General features: G+C 64.7%; 18 protein-coding genes. 9 read left to right on the top strand and 9 right to left on the bottom strand.

Features of this window, described 5'->3' with window-relative positions; all coding sequences use genetic code 11:
* The first annotated feature begins 5 nt into the window (after positions 1 to 5).
* The 5 genes from cysW to ABIB80_RS07445 all read left to right on the top strand — a co-directional run bounded on the left by cysW (position 6) and on the right by ABIB80_RS07445 (position 4,582).
* A complete protein-coding gene (gene cysW, locus ABIB80_RS07425) occupies positions 6 to 917 on the top strand; it encodes a sulfate ABC transporter permease subunit CysW (RefSeq protein WP_007599850.1) in 912 nt (303 codons plus the stop codon).
* The gene (locus ABIB80_RS07430; protein ID WP_007599851.1) at positions 907 to 1,944 is read left to right on the top strand and encodes a sulfate/molybdate ABC transporter ATP-binding protein; all 1,038 of its coding nucleotides are present in this window, start codon (positions 907 to 909) and stop codon (positions 1,942 to 1,944) included. The genes cysW and ABIB80_RS07430 overlap by 11 nt, the downstream gene beginning before the upstream one ends.
* Before the next feature lie 90 nt (positions 1,945 to 2,034).
* Entirely contained in the window at positions 2,035 to 2,538 is a 504-nt protein-coding gene (locus ABIB80_RS07435) for a CAP domain-containing protein (RefSeq protein WP_007599852.1), read from the top strand.
* A gap of 78 nt (positions 2,539 to 2,616) precedes the next feature.
* On the top strand, positions 2,617 to 3,792 hold the full coding sequence (locus ABIB80_RS07440) for a DUF3734 domain-containing protein (RefSeq protein WP_007599855.1): 1,176 nt from the start codon (positions 2,617 to 2,619) through the stop codon (positions 3,790 to 3,792).
* Between the two features lies 1 nt (position 3,793).
* Positions 3,794 to 4,582: a 3-hydroxybutyrate dehydrogenase gene (locus ABIB80_RS07445; RefSeq protein ID WP_007599857.1), complete on the top strand. Its 789-nt coding sequence runs from the start codon at positions 3,794 to 3,796 to the stop codon at positions 4,580 to 4,582.
* A 136-nt stretch (positions 4,583 to 4,718) separates the two neighbouring features.
* Here the strand turns inward: ABIB80_RS07445 and ABIB80_RS07450 are convergent, their stop codons facing one another.
* From ABIB80_RS07450 to ABIB80_RS07470, 5 genes are all read right to left on the bottom strand, one after another.
* Complete coding sequence (locus ABIB80_RS07450; protein WP_007599859.1) at positions 4,719 to 5,543, bottom strand: sulfite exporter TauE/SafE family protein; 825 nt, start codon at positions 5,541 to 5,543, stop codon at positions 4,719 to 4,721.
* 230 nt (positions 5,544 to 5,773) lie between these two features.
* Positions 5,774 to 6,088, bottom strand: coding sequence for a type II toxin-antitoxin system RelE/ParE family toxin (locus tag ABIB80_RS07455; protein WP_007599861.1), 315 nt, complete (start codon positions 6,086 to 6,088; stop codon positions 5,774 to 5,776).
* On the bottom strand, positions 6,085 to 6,321 hold the full coding sequence (locus ABIB80_RS07460; protein ID WP_007599863.1) for a hypothetical protein: 237 nt from the start codon (positions 6,319 to 6,321) through the stop codon (positions 6,085 to 6,087). Before ABIB80_RS07460 ends, ABIB80_RS07455 begins: the two co-directional genes overlap by 4 nt.
* Positions 6,322 to 6,374: 53 nt before the next feature.
* On the bottom strand, positions 6,375 to 7,742 hold the full coding sequence (locus tag ABIB80_RS07465) for a flippase (protein WP_035994027.1): 1,368 nt from the start codon (positions 7,740 to 7,742) through the stop codon (positions 6,375 to 6,377).
* A gap of 251 nt (positions 7,743 to 7,993) precedes the next feature.
* Positions 7,994 to 8,833 (bottom strand): protein-disulfide reductase DsbD domain-containing protein, encoded by an 840-nt coding sequence (locus ABIB80_RS07470; protein ID WP_007599865.1) that lies wholly within the window; start codon positions 8,831 to 8,833, stop codon positions 7,994 to 7,996.
* Between the two features lie 142 nt (positions 8,834 to 8,975).
* On the opposite strand from ABIB80_RS07470, the gene ABIB80_RS07475 reads away from it, so the two are divergent.
* Positions 8,976 to 9,620: a YqgE/AlgH family protein gene (locus ABIB80_RS07475; RefSeq protein WP_007599866.1), complete on the top strand. Its 645-nt coding sequence runs from the start codon at positions 8,976 to 8,978 to the stop codon at positions 9,618 to 9,620.
* Positions 9,621 to 9,774: 154 nt separating this feature from the next.
* On the opposite strand, the gene ABIB80_RS07480 is transcribed toward ABIB80_RS07475, so the two are convergent.
* Both ABIB80_RS07480 and ABIB80_RS07485 read right to left on the bottom strand, forming a co-directional pair.
* Positions 9,775 to 10,662 carry a TauD/TfdA dioxygenase family protein gene (locus ABIB80_RS07480; RefSeq protein WP_007599867.1) on the bottom strand — a complete coding sequence of 296 codons (888 nt, stop codon included), beginning with the start codon at positions 10,660 to 10,662 and terminating at the stop codon, positions 9,775 to 9,777.
* Between the two features lie 190 nt (positions 10,663 to 10,852).
* The gene (locus ABIB80_RS07485; RefSeq protein WP_354127158.1) at positions 10,853 to 11,632 is read right to left on the bottom strand and encodes an SDR family NAD(P)-dependent oxidoreductase; all 780 of its coding nucleotides are present in this window, start codon (positions 11,630 to 11,632) and stop codon (positions 10,853 to 10,855) included.
* A gap of 98 nt (positions 11,633 to 11,730) precedes the next feature.
* On the opposite strand from ABIB80_RS07485, the gene ABIB80_RS07490 reads away from it, so the two are divergent.
* Entirely contained in the window at positions 11,731 to 12,468 is a 738-nt protein-coding gene (locus ABIB80_RS07490; protein ID WP_007599876.1) for an SDR family NAD(P)-dependent oxidoreductase, read from the top strand.
* 73 nt (positions 12,469 to 12,541) lie between these two features.
* Positions 12,542 to 12,916, top strand: a complete 375-nt coding sequence (locus tag ABIB80_RS07495; protein WP_007599877.1) for a CsbD family protein — start codon at positions 12,542 to 12,544, stop codon at positions 12,914 to 12,916.
* Positions 12,917 to 13,077: 161 nt separating this feature from the next.
* On the opposite strand, the gene ABIB80_RS07500 is transcribed toward ABIB80_RS07495, so the two are convergent.
* Positions 13,078 to 14,766, bottom strand: a complete 1,689-nt coding sequence (locus tag ABIB80_RS07500) for an SGNH/GDSL hydrolase family protein (RefSeq protein ID WP_007599878.1) — start codon at positions 14,764 to 14,766, stop codon at positions 13,078 to 13,080.
* 170 nt (positions 14,767 to 14,936) lie between these two features.
* Positions 14,937 to 16,334: a lytic murein transglycosylase gene (locus tag ABIB80_RS07505; protein WP_007599883.1), complete on the bottom strand. Its 1,398-nt coding sequence runs from the start codon at positions 16,332 to 16,334 to the stop codon at positions 14,937 to 14,939.
* A gap of 203 nt (positions 16,335 to 16,537) precedes the next feature.
* Here ABIB80_RS07505 and ABIB80_RS07510 point away from each other — a divergent pair, with 203 nt between their 5' ends.
* Positions 16,538 to 17,413, top strand: coding sequence for a UTP--glucose-1-phosphate uridylyltransferase (locus tag ABIB80_RS07510; protein WP_007599884.1), 876 nt, complete (start codon positions 16,538 to 16,540; stop codon positions 17,411 to 17,413).
* Positions 17,414 to 17,689 lie beyond the last annotated feature (276 nt).

Here is a 17,689-nt window from a genome sequence, read left to right on the forward strand (position 1 = left end):
ATGCGATGACGATGCAGATCGCAGATTCCGTCTCACTTTCGGCTCCGGACGCCAGGGCACGCGCGCATGCCGCGGCCGCACGCAACAATCTCCGCACCGAGCCAAAGGCGGTCCGCATCGTCATCATCGCGCTGGCGGTGATCTTTCTCACCATGTTCGTCGTGCTGCCGCTGGCCCTGGTCTTCGCACAAGCTTTCTCAAGGGGCGTCCTCGCCTATCTCTCCGCGCTCGCCGACCCGGAAGCGTTGTCCGCGATCAAGCTGACGCTCGTGGTGGCGGCCATCTCGGTTGGTCTCAATCTCGTGTTCGGTCTCGTCGCGGCCTGGGCGATTGCAAAATTCGAATTCTCGGGCAAGACCTTCCTGATCACGCTGATCGATTTGCCGTTCTCGGTCAGCCCGGTGATCTCGGGTCTCGTCTTCGTGCTGCTGTTCGGCGCGCAGGGCTATTTCGGCGGCTGGCTGCGCGATCACGACATCCAGATCCTGTTCGCGGTGCCCGGCATCGCGCTTGCGACCACCTTCGTGACCTTCCCCTTCGTGGCGCGGGCGTTGATCCCGCTGATGCAGGAGCAGGGCACGCAGGAGGAGGAGGCCGCGATCTCGCTCGGCGCCTCGGGCCTGCAGACCTTCTTCCGCGTCACGCTGCCCAATATCAAATGGGGCGTGCTCTACGGCGTCCTGCTCTGCAACGCGCGCGCGATGGGCGAGTTCGGCGCGGTCTCCGTCGTCTCCGGCCATATCCGCGGCGAGACCAACACCATGCCGCTGCTGGTCGAGATTCTCTACAACGAATACCAGTTCGTCGCGGCGTTCGCGATCGCCTCGCTGCTGGCGATGCTGGCGCTGATCACGCTGATCGCCAAGACCGTTCTGGAAAATCACCTCGACGAAGGACATGACGCAAGTGAGCATTGAAGTCAGGAATCTCGTCAAGAAGTTCGGCAGTTTCAAAGCCCTCGACGGCGTCGACCTCAAGGTCAATGACGGCGAGCTGCTGGCGCTGCTCGGGCCGTCTGGCTCGGGCAAAACAACGCTGCTGCGGATCATCGCCGGGCTCGACTGGCCCGATTCCGGCGAGGTGTCCTTCAACGGCGAGGATGCGTTGGCGCAGGGCGCGCGCGAGCGGCACGTCGGATTCGTATTTCAGCACTACGCGCTGTTCCGCCACATGACGGTGTTCGAGAACGTGGCCTTCGGGCTGCGCGTGCAGCCGCGCGCGATCCGCAAGGACGAAGCGACCATCCGCGCGCGCGTCAAGGAGCTGCTCGATCTCGTGCAGCTCGACTGGCTCGCCGACCGTTATCCGAGCCAGCTCTCCGGCGGCCAGCGCCAGCGCATCGCGCTGGCCCGCGCGCTCGCGATCGAGCCGCGCATCCTGCTGCTCGACGAACCCTTCGGCGCGCTTGATGCCAAGGTGCGCAAGGAGCTGCGCAAATGGTTGCGTTCGCTGCACCACGAGATCAACGTCACCTCGATCTTCGTCACCCATGATCAGGAGGAGGCGCTCGAAGTCGCCAACCGCGTGGTGGTGATGGACAAGGGCAAGATCGAGCAGATCGGCTCGCCCGATGACGTCTATGAGAGCCCGGCGACCGCCTTCGTCCACAGCTTCATCGGCGAATCCATCGAGCTTCCGGTCCTGATCGCCGAGGGCGTCGTCAGGCTTGGCGACCGGCCGCTTCGGCTCGCGGCAGACGGGCATGCGCCTGGCGCGTCAAGACTGTTCGTGCGGCGACACGACATGTTGGTTGGCCCGCCCGGCAGCGGTGCCTTTGAGGGCGCCGTGCGGCATGTCCGGAATTTCGGTCCCGTGCAGCGAGCCGAGGTGGCACTATCAGGCGGAGAAACCATCGAGATTGACGCTCCCCGCGACAGGGAACTGCGCGCCGGCGACACGATCGGCCTGGAGCCCCGCCGCTACCGGATCTTTGCGGGCACCTGAGCAGGCGCGACGGATCAATTTTTCCTCAATATTCACCTTTCAGCCACGGTTGGTATGCAACAACGGCCCCTGATTTGGGGGCTCCTGTTCATGCGCGCCGCGGCCGCGATACTCATTCTTTTGCTGCTCGCCGGCTGCGCCGGCAACGAGGCACCGGTCCAGCAGCCGTCCATGTATGCCGATATGTCCGTTCCGGGCTCCAAGCTCGATGCGCAGGCGGCCGCGATCATGATCTCGCAATACCGCCAGAATAACGGGCTCGGGACCGTCGTGATCGATCCTGCCCTGATGAGTCTCGCCGAATCCCAGTCCCAGGCCATGGCTGCCGCCAACAAGATGGACCATGACGTCCGCGCGCCGCTGGCCAAGCGCCTCAGCGCCGGCGGCTATCCGGCGACCGTTGCGGTCGAGAACGTCTCGGCCGGCTATCATACGCTGGCGGAAGCGTTTTCCGGCTGGCGCGACTCGCCCCCGCACCGCGCCAACATGCTCAAGAGCGGTGTCACAAAATTGGGCATCGCGGCGGGCTATGCTCCCGGCACCAAATACAAGGTGTTCTGGACCATGATCCTGGCCTCGACGGACGCCCGATAAGCCAGACTTGATCCCGGGATGCATTGACGCCGCGGCAGACTGTCGCCACGGTCGCTCGCCATCTGCTACTGTTCCCGCATGATTGATCATAGTCCAGAAGTCGCAACAATCCCCGCGAACGCGCAACGTGTCCTGGTCCTCCAGGGCGGCGGCGCGCTCGGCTCCTATCAGGCCGGCGCCTTTCAGTCGCTCTGCCATGCCGGCTTCGAGCCGGACTGGGTCGCCGGCATCTCGATCGGCGCGGTCAATGCCGCGATCATCGCCGGCAACGAAGGGCAGACGCGCGTCAAGCGGCTCAAGGAATTCTGGGAGATGGTCTCCGCGCCGGTGCCGTGGAAGCCGATCGGCAAGAGCGACCACAGCCGCGAGCTGTTCAACTCGACCAGCGCCGCATTGATCGCGACCTTCGGCGTGCCCGGCTTCTTCACGCCGCGCATTCCGCCCGCGCCGCTCTGGCCGCCCGGCAGCCCGCAGGCCGAGAGCTATTACGACACCGCACCGCTGAAGAAGACGCTGGAGCGTCTGGTCGATTTCGACCGCATCAATGATCTGAAGACGCGGCTGTCGGTCGGTGCCGTCGGCGTCACTTCCGGCAACTTCAAATATTTCGACAATTTCGAGTTCAGGAAGCTCGGCAAGAAAATCGGCCCCGAGCACATCATGGCCTCCGGCGCGCTGCCGCCCGGCTTTCCGTCCGTTGTGATCGAGGGCGAGCATTATTGGGATGGCGGCATCGCCTCCAACACGCCGCTCGACTACGTGCTGGACGCCGAGACCGACCGCGATCTTCTCATCTTCCAGATCGACCTTTTCAGCGCTCGCGGCGATCTGCCGACCTCGCTGCTCGAGGCGACCGAGCGCGAGAAGGACATCCGCTTCTCGAGCCGCACGCGGATGAACACCGACAAGAACAAGCAGGTGCACAACGCCCGCAGGGCCGTGCGCGACCTGATTTCCAAATTGCCCGATTATCTCAAGAACGACCCTTCCGTGGAATTCCTTGCCAAGGTATCGCGCGAAAGCACTGTGACTGTGGTGCACCTGATCTACCGCAGCAAGAACTACGAATCCTCGTCCAAGGATTACGATTTCTCGCATGTCGCCATGGTCGAGCATTGGGAAGCCGGCGTGCGTGACGTGCATCTGTCGATGCGCCACAAGGACTGGCTCGAGCGGCCGCAATCCGGCGAGACCATGGTGACCTACGATCTCACGGGGGACGTCACTGCGCCCCCGCCAAAAAGGAGCGAGTAATATGGGAAGTCTGTCAGGCAAGAACGCCGTCGTGACCGGGTCGACCAGCGGCATCGGGCTCGCCTATGCGCGCGCCTTCGCCGCCGCCGGCGCCAACGTCGTCATCAACGGCTTCGGCTCGCCGGAGGACATCGAGAAGGAGCGCACCAAGATCGAGTCCGATTTCGGCGTGAAGGCGGTCTATTCGCCCGCCGACATGACCAAGCCCGCCGAAATCGCCGGGATGATCGCGCTCGGCGAGAAGAGTTTTGGTTCGGTCGACATCCTCGTCAACAATGCGGGCATCCAGTTCGTCTCGCCGATCGAGGAATTCCCGCCGGAGAAATGGGACCAGATCATCGCGATCAACCTGTCCTCGGCCTTCCATGCCATTCGCGCCGCCGTCCCGGGCATGAAGAAGAAGGGTTGGGGCCGCATCATCAATACTGCTTCCGCGCACTCGCTGGTCGCCTCGCCCTTCAAGTCGGCCTATGTGTCGGCCAAGCACGGCATCGCCGGCCTGACCAAGACCGTGGCGCTGGAGGTCGCGACCAGCAAGATCACCTGCAACTGCATCAGCCCGGGCTATGTCTGGACGCCGCTGGTGGAGAAGCAGATCCCCGACACCATGAAGGCCCGCAATCTCACGCGCGAGCAGGTCATCAACGACGTGCTGCTCGACGCGCAGCCGACCAAGGAGTTCGTCACCTCCGAGCAGGTCGCGGCCCTCGCGCTGTTCCTGTGCGGCGACGATGCCGCGCAGATCACCGGCACCAACCTGTCGATCGACGGCGGCTGGACCGCGGAGTAGTTCGGCGGTGCCGTAGGGTGGGCAAAGGCGCGTCAGCGCCGTGCCCACCATTGTTTGTTCGAATGAGGAAAAAAGTGGTGGGCACGCTTCGCTTTGCCCACCCTACAAGATGATATCGGACGACGCCGTTCTCCGTTCAGTGCGTCCAGGCCAGCGCCGTCTCGAATGCCGAGGACAGGTGCAGCTCCGCGAACATGATCTTGCCGGCGACCACGAACAGCACGCAGGCAAGTGTCAGGCGCAGCACCGTCTCGGGCACGCGTGTCGCGCTAAAGCTGCCGACGACGATGCCGGGCAGCGAGCCCAACAGCAGCACGCCCATCAGCGCCCAATCCACGTCGCCAAGCGCCCAATGCCCCATTCCGGCGATCAGCGTCAGCGGGACCGCATGGGCGATGTCGGAGCCGACGATGGTCGCCACCGGCAGTCGCGGATAGAGCAGCAGCAGAACGGTGACGCCGACCGCGCCGGCGCCGACCGATGAAATCGAAACCAGCACGCCGAGCACGATTCCGGTGACGACGGTCGCGATCGCCGTGGTGCGGTCATCGACCTGCTCCAGGCGCCGGCGATAGCGCTCCATGATCGATCTGCGGAAGATCAGCGAGGTCGCAGTCAGCAGCAGTGCGAAGCAGAGCACGAGGTTGACGAGATTGCGCTCGGAATCGCTCTTGAGGTCGAGCTTCCACAGCACGAGCAGCGTCAGCGCGCTCGCCGGAAGGCTGCCGCAGGCGAGCCGCAGCACCGCCGGCCAGTGCACGCTGCGCGACCAGCCATGCACCACGCTGCCGCCGGTCTTGGTGGCGGCGGCATAGAGCAGGTCGGTGCCGACCGCGGTCGATGGATGAATCCCGAACAGCAGGATCAGCAGCGGCGTCATCAGCGAACCGCCGCCGACGCCGGTCATCCCGACCAGCAGGCCGACGCCGAAACCGGAGGCGACGTAGAGTGGATCGATCATGTCCAGGGAATCTTAGGTTTATCTCGTCAGTTGGGCAATATGACGTAGAATAAACTTTCCCTGCGGCGCAACCGCTTGCACCGAATAAGAAAAATCCTCCTGCAGGGGGGCGGAGCGGAGGCGTTTTCTCCAATTCATCGCCCTCTCGCGAAACGGACATTTCGGTTAGACGTCAAAACCGGAATCCAGAGCTTCGGTTCTCATTCAATCAGAACCGATAACGCTCTAGACTAGGCATATTGCTTTCCGGGCTCATTCAGCCCCGCGACCGGTCGCGGTGACGTGTGGCGGATGTGGACGATATGGATGACGTCGCCACGGACACGGTAAAACATCCGGAATGGGTAGCGGACGACCGCTGCGACACGAACCTCGGAACGGTGCGCAACGCGTGGCGCCGAGAAAGGCGCGACACGGACACGTTCCACGACGTCAACGAATCTCTGGCCGACAGCTTCCGCGATCACAGGGCTGGCGTTGCTGGCATAATAGGTCGCGATGTCCGCGAGATCAGCAAGCGCCTCTCGCGTCCAGACGACCTTCATCCGCGCCCAAATTTCGCGAAGGCCTCCGCAACCTCGGCATCCGTAGCGACCTCGCCGCGATCCATCGACGCCAAGGCCGCGTCGATGCTTCGCAATTCCTCTTGCGTTGCAAGATACTCGCCGCCGAGCAGCTCACTCTCGATTTCGCTTGCAATGGCAACCAACTCCTTCTGGGCCTCTTCAGGCCAAGTCTGGGCACGTTCCAGAAGGTTTCGCAGATCGCTTGCAGCCATGGATCCGACTATATCAGGCGGCGGATGGCTTTCCAATCGCCTTGAGCCGATGGCTAGCGTCCGAACGCCAGCACGTGCAGGCCGAGCCGTTGTCGCACGATCCAGAACAGCAGCACCGTCTCGAAACTGAGCGAGATCGAGGTCGCGGCCGCAGCACCGTGGCCGCCGAAGCGCGGCACCAGCGCGATGCAGAGCACCAGGTTCATCGCAAACGCCAGCGCATAGGCCAGCGCGCAGATCTTCTGCTGGCCGAGCATGTTGAGCAGCCGTTCGACCGGGCCGATCGCGGAACGGACCACGAGGCCGATCGCGGCGACGAACATGATGTCGTAGCCGACCACGAATTGCGGTCCGAACAGCCAGAGCAGCGGCTTGCCGAGCGCGAGCAGCACGATGGTCGCCGCCAGCGACGGCCAGAACGTCCAGTTGATGGCATGCGCCACGTAGGCCGACAGCCGCGCCTTGTCGCCCGCAGCGTTGTATTCGGCGAAGCGATGCGCTGTTGTCGCCGACATCGCGTAGTGGATGAAGGAGACCAGCGCCAGCGTCTTCACCACGGCGAAATAGACGCCGACCTCCTCGGAGGGGCGGAACTGCTGCAGCACCAGCACGTCGGTGTAGGACAGCAGCAGGTAGAAGCTTTCGACCAGCAGGATCGGCAGCGACACGGCGAGCCAGCCGCCGATGTCGTAGGCCTTGGGGCCCGGCTCGATATGACCGCCGAGCTTGCGGTTCAGCACCACCATCTGCCCGGTCATCGCGATCCACACCGCGCCGGCGCTCGCGACCATCGCGGCGACCGCGCCGAGATGATAGCCGAGCAGGAAGGCGCAGGCCGTGATGACGATGATCAGCGCCTGGCGAATGATGAATTGCGGCATCAGGCCGAGCTGCATCCAGTCATGCGAACGCGCGATGCCGTCCTGGGTGTTGGCGACGACGAAAGCGGGCAGCGTCATGCAGCCGATATAGAGCGGCAGCTCTTCGGCCGGATCGATCCAGGGCGACAGCAATTTGACGATACCGGCAAGGCCGAGCGACACCAGTGCGGAAACGGCAAAGGTCAGCCAGCGGCTGCCCGAGAGAAAGCCGCGGAGCAGCGCATGCTCGCCACGGCCGCGGTATTCCGGAATGATTTTTTGCGCGGAGGCCGACATGCCAAAGTCCATCATGCTGCCGAGCAGCAGCACCCAGGTCCAGACATAGACATAGACGCCGTAGTCCGACGTTCCCATCCAGCGCGCGAGCAGGACCTGCGAGAAATAGGCAAGACCGGCGCTGATCATGCGGATGACGAAGATGGTGCCGGCCAGCCGCCGCGTCAGCGATGCCTCGCTCGACCCGCCCGTCAATTTGTCGCGCAGCCGCGCGATGAGGCCGGCAGGTCCGGTCGTTGCGGGTTCTGCATCCATCACGGCCAATTCGAAGGGTCCCCGAGGCGCACACGCGCATGCCGCGGAAGGCTTCTGCGCTAGCCTTGGGGATTAGCAACCATTCGTTAAGATTCGGTTGGGTGGAGTGTGTTGCAACTCCAACGTCGACCTGGCGAAAGCCAGGACCCATTACCCCAGGGAGAGGTTTGGCGAAGATTCGAGGTTAGCAGTTTCGCGCCACCACTACGCCTTGGGGGTAATGGGTCCTGGATCTACGCTCCGCTTGTCCAGGACGACAATCACTCCAAATTGGTATTGAACTCGTACGACTTCTCCGGTCCGACCAGCGTGAACTTCAGCGCTGCGCCGTCGGGCTTGGCGCCCGGCGGCAGTCCGTCGAGCTCGAAAGAAAATCGCTTCACGCCAGGTGGGCTGGGCTCGACCGGTGCCGGGATGGGCAACGCCCAATCAGGCGTCGGGCCTTCCACGTAGAGATTGACGGTGCGCGCATCGGGCGCGACCACGTCGACCACGACATTCTTGGGCCCGTCACGCTTGACGTCGCGGATGGTGAGCGGGTTGGGATCGCCGATGGTGGCAGGCTTGGGCACGGTGTCGAGCGCTGCACGCAGATTGGCGTCCTCGGTCGAGGCGACGCTGTTGAAGCCGAGCTCGGCGCGGGCCTCGACGGGAATGCACAGCTTTTCGCACACCGCATAATTGATTTCGGCGCGCAGCGTCACCGGCTTGTCGGCCGCCTTGGCGATGATGCGCAGGGGCAGCACGATCTGGTTGTGATAGCCGATCGAATGGCCGCCCGCGCCGTCGTCGAATTTCTGCGGGGCCGGCCACATCACCGTCACCGCTTCGACATTGTCGGATTTCGAGAAATCGAAGCGCGGCGGAACGCCGGAATCGCCCGGCATGCGCCAATAGGTCTTCCAGCCGGGCTGGATCTGGAAGGCGATACCGCCGAGCAGGACGGCGCCGCTGCGCGATCCCGCCAGCAACCGCACCGCGGAATGTCCGTCGCGTTGCCATGGCGATGAATCGTCGGCATGGGCATCAAGCGCCAGCGACGACGCGAGCAGGGTTGTCGCGACGCCAACCGCCGCACGCAGGGGAACTCTTGTCAGCATGGTACGTCTTTACAGGGTGACCCCGCGGCAAACCATTGAATTGCTTGTGATGGATGCACTTGAATCGAGTCCCTGCAAGCCTTGATTTGACAGCCGGTCGGCCCGACATCAGGATAGGAACTGAAACCGGAGTGCTTCACCGATGGCTCCCACAGGCAAGAGGACGGGCGAAAGCACCCGCAAGTCAGCCCCCGCGCTCCCGAGTTCGGCGGGCTACCTCGACGGCCAGCTGTTGATCGCCATGCCCGTGATGGGCGACGAGCGCTTCGAGCGCTCGGTGATCTATCTCTGCGCCCACTCCGCCGAAGGCGCGATGGGCATCATCGTCAACCACCCGGCCGGCAGCATCGACTTCCCCGAGCTGTTGGAGCAACTCGGCATCATCAAGAAGGGCGAGCACATCAAGCTGCCGGAGAATGCCGAAAGCATGAAGGTGCTACGCGGCGGTCCGGTCGATACCGGCCGCGGCTTCGTGCTGCATTCCAGCGATTTCTACATCGAGAACGCGACGCTCCGGATCGACGACGGCGTCTGCCTCACCGCGACCGTCGACATCCTGCGTGCGATCGCCAACGGCTCCGGTCCCAAGCACGCCATCCTCGCGCTCGGCTATGCCGGCTGGGCGCCGGGCCAGCTCGAGACCGAAATCCAGAGCAATGGCTGGCTGCATTGCGACGCGGATTCGGATTTGATCTTCGGCGACGACGTCGACGAAAAATACGGACGCGCGCTGCGCAAGATCGGCATCGATCCCGGCATGCTCTCGAACGAGGCCGGGCACGCGTAGCGCCATTCTCGCTGCCGTGTATCGCCCTCCGCTGTCATGCCCCGGCTTGACCGGGGCATCCAGTACGCCGGGGCGTATCGGCTCTATCGCAGCTGTCTCGGAGTACTGGATCGCCCGGTCAAGCCGGGCGATGACACCGACTGCTGAGTAGCGCCTACTCCGCCGCCTGCTGCTGCACCGTCGGCTCCGTGCCTGCCACCGTCGCGCGGCGCATGTCGCGGGGCTGCGACTGGTCGTAGCGGCGGACGCGGTGCATGGTCTGGCGGTTGTCCCACATCACGAGATCATGCAGCTTCCATTTGTGGACGTAGACGAACTCGCTTTGCGTCGCGTGCTCGTTGAGATCGCGCAGCAGCAGCCTGCCCTCGGGGACGCTCATGCCGACGATCTTGCCCGCATGCGATGAGAGATAGAGCGACTTGCGGCGATGCACGGGATGGGTGCGCACGAGACGTTGCAGCACCGGCTTGAACATCTGCTTCTCGTCATCGGTGTATTCGGTGAAGCCGAGCGATCCCCGCGAATACATCAGCGAGTGCTCGCAGACGAGGTCCTCGATTTCGGCCTTGGTCTCGTCGTCGAGCGCATCATAGGCCGCGCGCATGTCGGCGAATTCGGTGTTGCCGCCCTTCGGGTTCACCACGCGGGCCGACAGCAGCGAGAATTTTGCCGGGATGGGGCGGAACGAGCTGTCGGAATGCCACAGGCAGTTGCCGAGATTGAACAGATGCGCGCGGCTGTCCTTCGCCAGCGGCTTGCCGTCCTTGCCGAGATTGGAGACGTCGTTCAGGCCCGTCTGGAGCCGGTAGTCCTTTTCCTTCGTCACGGTGCCGCCGCGCGCGTCCTCGCGCTGGCCGAAATTCAGCGCAAAGGCCATCTGCTGTTCGTCGGTGATGTCCTGATCGTGGAACACCAGCACCGCATATTTGTCCATGGCGGCTTCGACCTCGCGCGCCTCATCTGGTGTGAGAGGCTGTCGCAGATCGAGGCCGGAAACCTCGCCGACAAAATGTGTCTGAAGTTGCCGGATGGCGATCGTCATGGCGTTTTCTCCCGGGCGTGCAAGCGGTTGGTCCCGCTCTGTCGAGGAAAAAGTTACTCCCGCAACGGGCGATGTCAACGCTCGGTGCGCATAGCTGCCTATAGCCCGGATGGTGCGAAGCGCAATCCGGGGCATCGTGCCGCGGAAAGACCTTCCCGGATTGCGCTGCGCTCCATCCGGGCTACAGCTCTCACGCGTTGCGCGCCATCAGGCCGCCGTCGACGGGGATGACCGCGCCGGTGAGGAAGGACGCCGCCGGCAGGCACAGGCTCAGCGTCATGTGCGCGACCTCCTCCGGATCGCCGTAGCGGCCGAGTGCCGTGCGGCGCTTGGCGTAGATGGTCTTGTGCTCTTCCGAGATCCGGTCGGTGATGGCGGTGCGGACCGGCCCCGGGCAGATGCAATTGACGGTGATGCCTTCGCGGCCGAGCTCCACCGCGAGCGAGCGGGTGAGGCTGGCGACGCCGCCCTTTGCCGCCGAATAGGGGCTGTGCAATGCGGTGGCGCCGAGCGCCTCGGTCGAGGCGATGTTGACGATGCGCGGACTTTTCGACTTGCGCAAGTGAGGCAGCGCGGCGCGGATGATGCGCGGATGCGCCGTCAGCATCACCGTGAGGCCCCTGGCCCAGGCGTCCTCATAGGTCTCGTCGTCGATCGCGACGCGCACGGAGATGCCGGCATTGTTGACGATGATGTCGAGCCCGCCGAAATGCGCGGCGACGTCGCCGACCACGCGTTTGATCTCATCGCCGTCGGCAACATCGAGCTTCCAGGCTTTCGCGGCGCCGCCGCTTGCCGCGATCTCCTTCGCGACGGCCAGGGCGCCTTGCTCGTCATAATCCGTGGTGGCAACGTTGGCGCCGTCAGCGGCGAACACGCGTGCCGTTGCACGCCCCATGCCGCTGGCCGCGCCGGTGACGAGAACGGTCAGGCCCTTCACGGACCGGCTGAGCTGTTTGAACTCGGACATGCTGTTTCCTCGCGGCGTCTTGTTTCTTGTTATGAGATGGACAAGGCTGGCATCGATCCGCAGACAGGTCAAACAAGCAGAACAAAAGGGAGGCCCCGATGACGAACGAACTCGATTTCCCAGGCAAGCAGGTGCTGGTCGTCGGCGGATCCAGCGGCATCGGCAACGGCATCGCGCAAGCCTTTCGCGTCAGGGGCGCGCAAGTAGCGGTCTGCGGCACGCGGGCTCACGCGAAGGAATATTCGCAAGCGGAGGGCTCGGATCTCACCGGTCTTTCCTACGCGCAGCTCGACGTCGGCAATGCCGGAGCGGTCGAAGCGTTCAAGCCGTCGTTCGAACGGCTCGATATCCTGGTGCTCGCGCAGGGCGCGGTGCTCTATCGCCGTGGCGAGTTCGAGATGGCGGGCTTCCGCAAGGTCGTCGAGGTCAATCTGATGAGCCTGATGGCCTGCGCCACGCGCTTTCATTCCATGCTGCGGGACTCGCGGGGATCGCTGATCATGGTGTCCTCGACCGCGGCCTATCATTCCACCATGGGCAATCCTGCTTACAACGCGTCGAAGACGGGCGCGGTCGGATTGACGCGGACGCTGGGCGAGGCCTGGGCCGAAGACGGCATCCGCGTCAACGGCATCGCGCCCGGTCTGGTCGACACCAAGATGACGAAGGTGACGACCGACAATCCCAAGCGGCTCGAAGGTGCACTTTCGCGCATTCCGCTGCGGCGATTGGGCACGCCGGCTGACATGGCGGGCGCGGCGCTGTTCCTGGCATCGCCGCTGTCGTCCTACATCATCGGCCAGACATTGGTCGTCGACGGCGGGCTCATTCTTTGAGTCCAATTTCAAGTCACATGGAACTGCGCCGCTCCTGATCGGTTACTTGGGCTGACCCCCGAGGAGGAGCATCATGGATAAAGATCGGATTGTCGGATCGGCCAAGGAATTCGCCGGACGCGCGGAAGGCGCTGTCGGTGATCTCGCAGGCGATGCGCAGACACAGGCGTCGGGCAAGGCGCGGGAAGCCGCAGGCTCCGTGCAGAATCTCTACGGCCAAGCCAAGGATGCCGTCCGTGACGCGACGGACACCGCGGCCAGCTATGCCAAGGACGCCTATGACAAGCCGGCCGAAACCTTGCGCGACGGTTCGCAGGCGATTGCCCAGAAGGTGCAGGACAACCCGCTCGGCGCGCTGCTGGTCGCCGGCGGTATCGGCTTCGCCCTCGCGTTGCTGATGGCACGGCCTTCGCGCCGCCCGCCGCCGCGCTGGCGCTATTACGGCTAAAGCCAACGCACGATAAGCATCAGGCCCCGGACGCAACACGGCGTGTAACGCCGCGTTGCTGAGCCGGGGCCCATTCTTTTTGGACGTGCTGGTCCCGGCTCTGCGCAGCAGCGTTTCACGCTGCAGAGCGTCCGGGACACGAAGACCTCAGCTTAGAAAAATTATCGGAACACTTCCGCCGATCGCCCGACATTGCCAGGCGGCCGCGGGATCGCGGGGTTGGGAGTCGGATTGCGCGGCGCTGGCGCCAATTGACGCGGCGGGGGCGGCGGCGAGCCAAAGCCGAAGAAATCGCGCATCGATGGCGCTGCCTGTGCCGGTTGCTGCGGCGCCGGTGGCTTCTTCGGCGCAAGCTTTGGCGGGGCGATCGCTGCGGCCGCACCCGGCGTACCGCCATCGGGTGTCGTCGTGGCGACCGGCGTATCGCCCTTGGCCTGCTCGCGGCCGACTTCGCGGCGCGGCCAGGCATAGTCGTCGGCGCGGCCGGCAGGCGCAGCCAGTGGCTCGCCCTTCACCATCGTCTTCGCAGCGAGCGCATCGACGGCGGCAGGACGCGAGCCCGGCCCACCCAGCAATTGATCGGTCGAGATCGAGGCCGCAACCAGCGGCACGATCGGGCCGGCCAGCGGCCGCGGTGCGGGCTTGCCGGGCTCGGCGCTGGTATCGGGTGTCGCCGGCTCGCTCGGCAGCGCGATCGGGCCGGAGCGGCCTGCGAGCAGGCGCGTGATCTCGCGCTCGACATAATGCGCGAGCTTGCGCGCGCCGGGTTTTGTGAAATAGACGCCGTCGCCGCTGCGGAGCTGACGGATCTGGCCTTCGAAGTCCGGGCCCTTCTGAAGGAAGCGGCCGGCTTCGTCTACAAAGCCGTCCCAGACGTCGACATAGGTGATGCCGGCCTTGGCCGCGCCTTCGCGATAGAGCGAATCCAGGAACAGCATGTCCGCCGTGCCCTTGGGGCCGCGGATCGCGGGCAGGCCGACCCAGAGCACCGGCACGCCTTTGGCCTTGAGGACGTTGGCGAGCTCCTCGATCTTCTTGCCGTAGAGCTCGACCCAGCGCTCGTCGCGGAATTCGTAGACACCGTTCGGATTGCGCGCCGTCTTTTCGGGCGCGGCCGCAGGCGTGTCGGCGTTATCGGCATCATCCTGCGGCAGGTCGGTGTCGGCGGGCTTGTCGTCCGGCTTGGCGGCCGTGTCGGGTTTGGCATCGCCCGGCTTGTCACCCGGCTTTCCTTGCGGCTTGGCGCGGGCGCCCTTGTCGTTCTTCTTGTCTTTGTCCTTGTCCGAGGCCTTGTCGGATTTCTCGGCCACCGGCTCGCGGATCGAGATGCGGTCGTTGAGGCCGAGCATGACGACGATGATTTCAGGCTTCTCGGTCTCGAGAATGCCCTTGGCCGCAGCCACCCAATCAGAGGGCTCGCCCTTCGGCTGGTACTTGATCAGGCCGGATGTGGTCTTGTGCTTGCGGATCACGCCCATGTCGGGCTGCTCGGTGTAGGCGTCTTCCAGGCCGTAGGCGAGCCAGTCGGCCATGGCGTCACCGATCACCAGCACGTTCTTGTCGGGCGTGGTGTCACGCTTGGCTGGCGCCGGCGCGCGCGAAAAATCCTGGCGCGGCGCCTGCTGCTGTTGCTGCTGGAACGGCGCGAAGAAATCTCCGCCGAACCAGCCGCCGCCTCCGCCATTGCGCGGCGGCGGGGCCGCGCGCTGCGGTGGACCGCCGAAGCCGGGGAAGTTGAAGAACTGCGCCGAGGCCGGGCCGGCAACCGATACCAGAATCGCAAGCGCCGTCCCCAGCGCGATCAACGGGCCGGTCTCGGTCAGCGCCTTGAGCAGGGACTTCTTCGACATGCGATCTCGGGCACGCGCAATGGGGGATCGGGACACGCTCGATATAATAACGGAATCGGGCGCCAAACGGGCAGATTCTGTTGCAGATTTTGACCCATACGCCGAGGAACAGGCGCCGCCGTCAAGGCTGCCTGCCAAAATCCCTGTTCAGGGTTACTTTCGACGCGATTTTACCGCCCGCGCAGCCGGTCCAGCACGTCGGAGGAGGCAAAACCGTCGGCGGGGACCCCGATCGAGGCCTGGAAGTTGCGCAGGGCCTCCCGGGTCTGGCCACCGAACTGGCCGTCCGGGGTGCCCTTGTAGAAGCCGCGTTGGGCCAGCAGCTGCTGCAGTTCCAGCCGCTCGGTGCGGGACAGCTCCCGCTCCTGCCGCGGCCAGGGCTGCACGAAGGGCTGGCCGCCGCGGAGGCGATCGGCGAAATGGCCGATCGCCAGCGCATAGGCCTCGGCCGGGTTGTACTTCATGATGACGCGGAAGTTCTGCAGCATCAGGAAGCCCGGCCCTTGGGCACCGGCCGGCGCAAGCAGATAGGCCTTCTCCGCCGGATGCGGGAAGGGCTGGTTGGTCGGGCGCTTGAGGCCGAGCTTTTCCCATTGCGCCATCGTCATCGCCTTGGCGCGGTCGGCCAGCATGTAGTTGAAGCCTTGGGGCACCACGACCTCGTAGCCCCAGGTCTGGCCGGCCTGCCAGCCGTCCTTCTTCAGATTGTTGGCGGTCGACGCGATCAGGTCGGAGGGATTGTCGACGACGTCACGCCGGCCGTCGCCGTCGCCGTCCACGGCAAAGCGCTTGAACGCGGTCGGCATGAACTGCGTCGGGCCGAAGGCGCCGGCCCAGGAGCCGCGCAACTGTTCGGGCCTGAGATCGCCGCGGTTGAGGATCTCCAGCGCCGAGAGGAATTCGTCCTTGAAGTAAGCTTGGCGGCGCCCGATGCAGGCGAGCGTCGCGGTCGATTGCAGCACGCTGCGATCGCCCATCTGCGTCGAGTAGTTGGACTCGATGCCCCAGATCGAGGCGATGATATAGCGGTCGACGCCGGTGGCTTTTTCAGTGGCGTCGAACTGCGCTTTGTACTTGGCGAGAACCTCGCGGCCCTTGGCGAGGCGGTTGTCGTTCACGAGGATGTCGAGATAATCCCAGATCGACTTAGTGAACTCGGGCTGCGAGTCCATCAGGTCCATGATGCGCAGATCGGGCGCGAGGCCTGCCGTGAAGCGCTGGAAATTTTCCTGAGTGATGTTGCGCCGTGCGGCATCGGGCCACATCCCTGCGACGCAATTGTTGAAGCTACCCGCGGCCTCGCGGATCGCGGCGGCTGTCATCAGCGGATGGCCGGAGGCGCCGTCCTCGCCGGTCCAGGGTTGAACTCCCGTTTGAGCGCCGCTGGACCCGGGCGCTGCTTGCGAAGTCGCCGGGTTCGGGCCTGAGAAAATACCGCCGAACAGATTGGACAGACCGTTCTGAGCCTGCGCGCCGGCGGGAAGCGGGAACAGCAGGGCGGCCGCAATCATCGTCGCACCGGTCACGGACCCGCCCCGTTTCGCCAGCCCTGCCATTGATTGCATCATGTCCACACCTGTCCGGCCAAAATCCGCCCTCAGGAGGCCTGGTTACGGTTGCCAACAGCTTAACAAAGGTGAAATTTTGATGGTGGCCTTTTTCTTAACTCTGTGAGGATGAGGCCCCACATCCGCCTTTGTTGGCGGCTGCAAACAAGCTAGCAAGATGCCATTGCTCCCTTCACGTGTTCCTCAGGTATTCGATCAATCCCATGAAAATCCGCAAAGCCGTATTTCCCGTTGCCGGCCTCGGCACCCGCGTCCTGCCCGCCACCAAGGCGATGCCGAAGGAAATGCTGACGATCGTCGACAAGCCGCTGATCCAGTACGTCTATGACGAAGCCAGGGAAGCCGGCATCGAGCACTTCATCTTCGTCACCGGCCGCAACAAAAGTGTCATCGAAGATCATTTCGACCGGATGTTCGAGCTTGATGCGACGCTGGCCGCGCGCGGCAAGAAGACCGAGCAGGACGTTCTGGCGCAGAACCAGCCGGAGGCCGGCGCCGTCAGCTTCACTCGCCAGCAGGCGCCGCTCGGCCTCGGTCACGCAGTCTGGTGCGCGCGCGACATCGTCGGCAACGAACCGTTCGCGGTCGTGCTGCCGGACGAACTCGTGCTCAATTCGCCCGGCTGCCTGAAGCAGATGATCGACACCGCCAGCAAGCTCGGCGAAAAATCCAATGTCATCGCGGTCGAGCCGGTGCCCGACCATCTGACCCATCAATACGGCATCTGCGGCGTCGGCAAACGCACCGGCAAGATGTTCGAGGTCGACGGCATGGTCGAGAAGCCGGCCAAGGGCACCGCGCCCTCCAACCTCTCGATCACCGGCCGCTACATCCTGCAGCCGGAGATCTTCAAGATCCTGGAGACCCAGGAGCGCGGCGCCGGCGGCGAGATCCAGCTCACCGACGCCATGATCGGCCTTGCCAGATCGCAAAAATTCTACGGCGTCGAGTTCGAGGGCGAGCGCCACGATTGCGGCTCCAAGCCCGGCTTTCTCCGCGCCAACATCGCCTACGGCCTGAAGCGGCCGGAGCTGCGTGACGGGCTCATTGCGGAAATGAAGAAGTATTTGGGGCAGTAACGCTCCCAGTCGTGGGGGGGGGGGGGGGGGGGGGGGGGGGGGGGGGGGGGGGCCCCCCCCCCGCGGGGGGGCCCCCCCCCCACCCCCCCCCGGAAATCCCCCCACCCCCCAGCCCGGCCGCCGGGGGCCCCCCCCCCGGCCGCGGCGCCCCCCCCCCCCCCCCCCCCGCGGGGGGGGGGGGGGGGGGGGGGGGGGGGCCCCCAGCCCCGGGCGAGGTCCGAGTTCGTGGCACCCCCTTCCCCAACCCTTCCCCACAAGGGGGAAGGGAGCCCGTCT

The sequence above is a fragment of the Bradyrhizobium sp. i1.15.2 genome, from assembly GCF_040548425.1.
Taxonomy (GTDB): domain Bacteria; phylum Pseudomonadota; class Alphaproteobacteria; order Rhizobiales; family Xanthobacteraceae; genus Bradyrhizobium; species Bradyrhizobium canariense.

What these genes read in the sequence shown, in the direction of transcription:
- cysW (WP_007599850.1), top strand. Translation starts at nt 6, where the DNA reads ATGACGATGCAGATCGCAGATTCCGTCTCACTTTCGGCTCCGGACGCC.
- ABIB80_RS07435 (WP_007599852.1), top strand. Translation starts at nt 2,035, where the DNA reads ATGCGCGCCGCGGCCGCGATACTCATTCTTTTGCTGCTCGCCGGCTGC.
- ABIB80_RS07440 (WP_007599855.1), top strand. Translation starts at nt 2,617, where the DNA reads ATGATTGATCATAGTCCAGAAGTCGCAACAATCCCCGCGAACGCGCAA.
- ABIB80_RS07445 (WP_007599857.1), top strand. Translation starts at nt 3,794, where the DNA reads ATGGGAAGTCTGTCAGGCAAGAACGCCGTCGTGACCGGGTCGACCAGC.
- ABIB80_RS07450 (WP_007599859.1), bottom strand. Translation starts at nt 5,543, where the DNA reads ATGATCGATCCACTCTACGTCGCCTCCGGTTTCGGCGTCGGCCTGCTG.
- ABIB80_RS07455 (WP_007599861.1), bottom strand. Translation starts at nt 6,088, where the DNA reads ATGAAGGTCGTCTGGACGCGAGAGGCGCTTGCTGATCTCGCGGACATC.
- ABIB80_RS07460 (WP_007599863.1), bottom strand. Translation starts at nt 6,321, where the DNA reads ATGGCTGCAAGCGATCTGCGAAACCTTCTGGAACGTGCCCAGACTTGG.
- ABIB80_RS07470 (WP_007599865.1), bottom strand. Translation starts at nt 8,833, where the DNA reads ATGCTGACAAGAGTTCCCCTGCGTGCGGCGGTTGGCGTCGCGACAACC.
- ABIB80_RS07475 (WP_007599866.1), top strand. Translation starts at nt 8,976, where the DNA reads ATGGCTCCCACAGGCAAGAGGACGGGCGAAAGCACCCGCAAGTCAGCC.
- ABIB80_RS07480 (WP_007599867.1), bottom strand. Translation starts at nt 10,662, where the DNA reads ATGACGATCGCCATCCGGCAACTTCAGACACATTTTGTCGGCGAGGTT.
- ABIB80_RS07485 (WP_354127158.1), bottom strand. Translation starts at nt 11,632, where the DNA reads ATGTCCGAGTTCAAACAGCTCAGCCGGTCCGTGAAGGGCCTGACCGTT.
- ABIB80_RS07490 (WP_007599876.1), top strand. Translation starts at nt 11,731, where the DNA reads ATGACGAACGAACTCGATTTCCCAGGCAAGCAGGTGCTGGTCGTCGGC.
- ABIB80_RS07495 (WP_007599877.1), top strand. Translation starts at nt 12,542, where the DNA reads ATGGATAAAGATCGGATTGTCGGATCGGCCAAGGAATTCGCCGGACGC.
- ABIB80_RS07500 (WP_007599878.1), bottom strand. Translation starts at nt 14,766, where the DNA reads ATGTCGAAGAAGTCCCTGCTCAAGGCGCTGACCGAGACCGGCCCGTTG.
- ABIB80_RS07505 (WP_007599883.1), bottom strand. Translation starts at nt 16,334, where the DNA reads ATGATGCAATCAATGGCAGGGCTGGCGAAACGGGGCGGGTCCGTGACC.
- ABIB80_RS07510 (WP_007599884.1), top strand. Translation starts at nt 16,538, where the DNA reads ATGAAAATCCGCAAAGCCGTATTTCCCGTTGCCGGCCTCGGCACCCGC.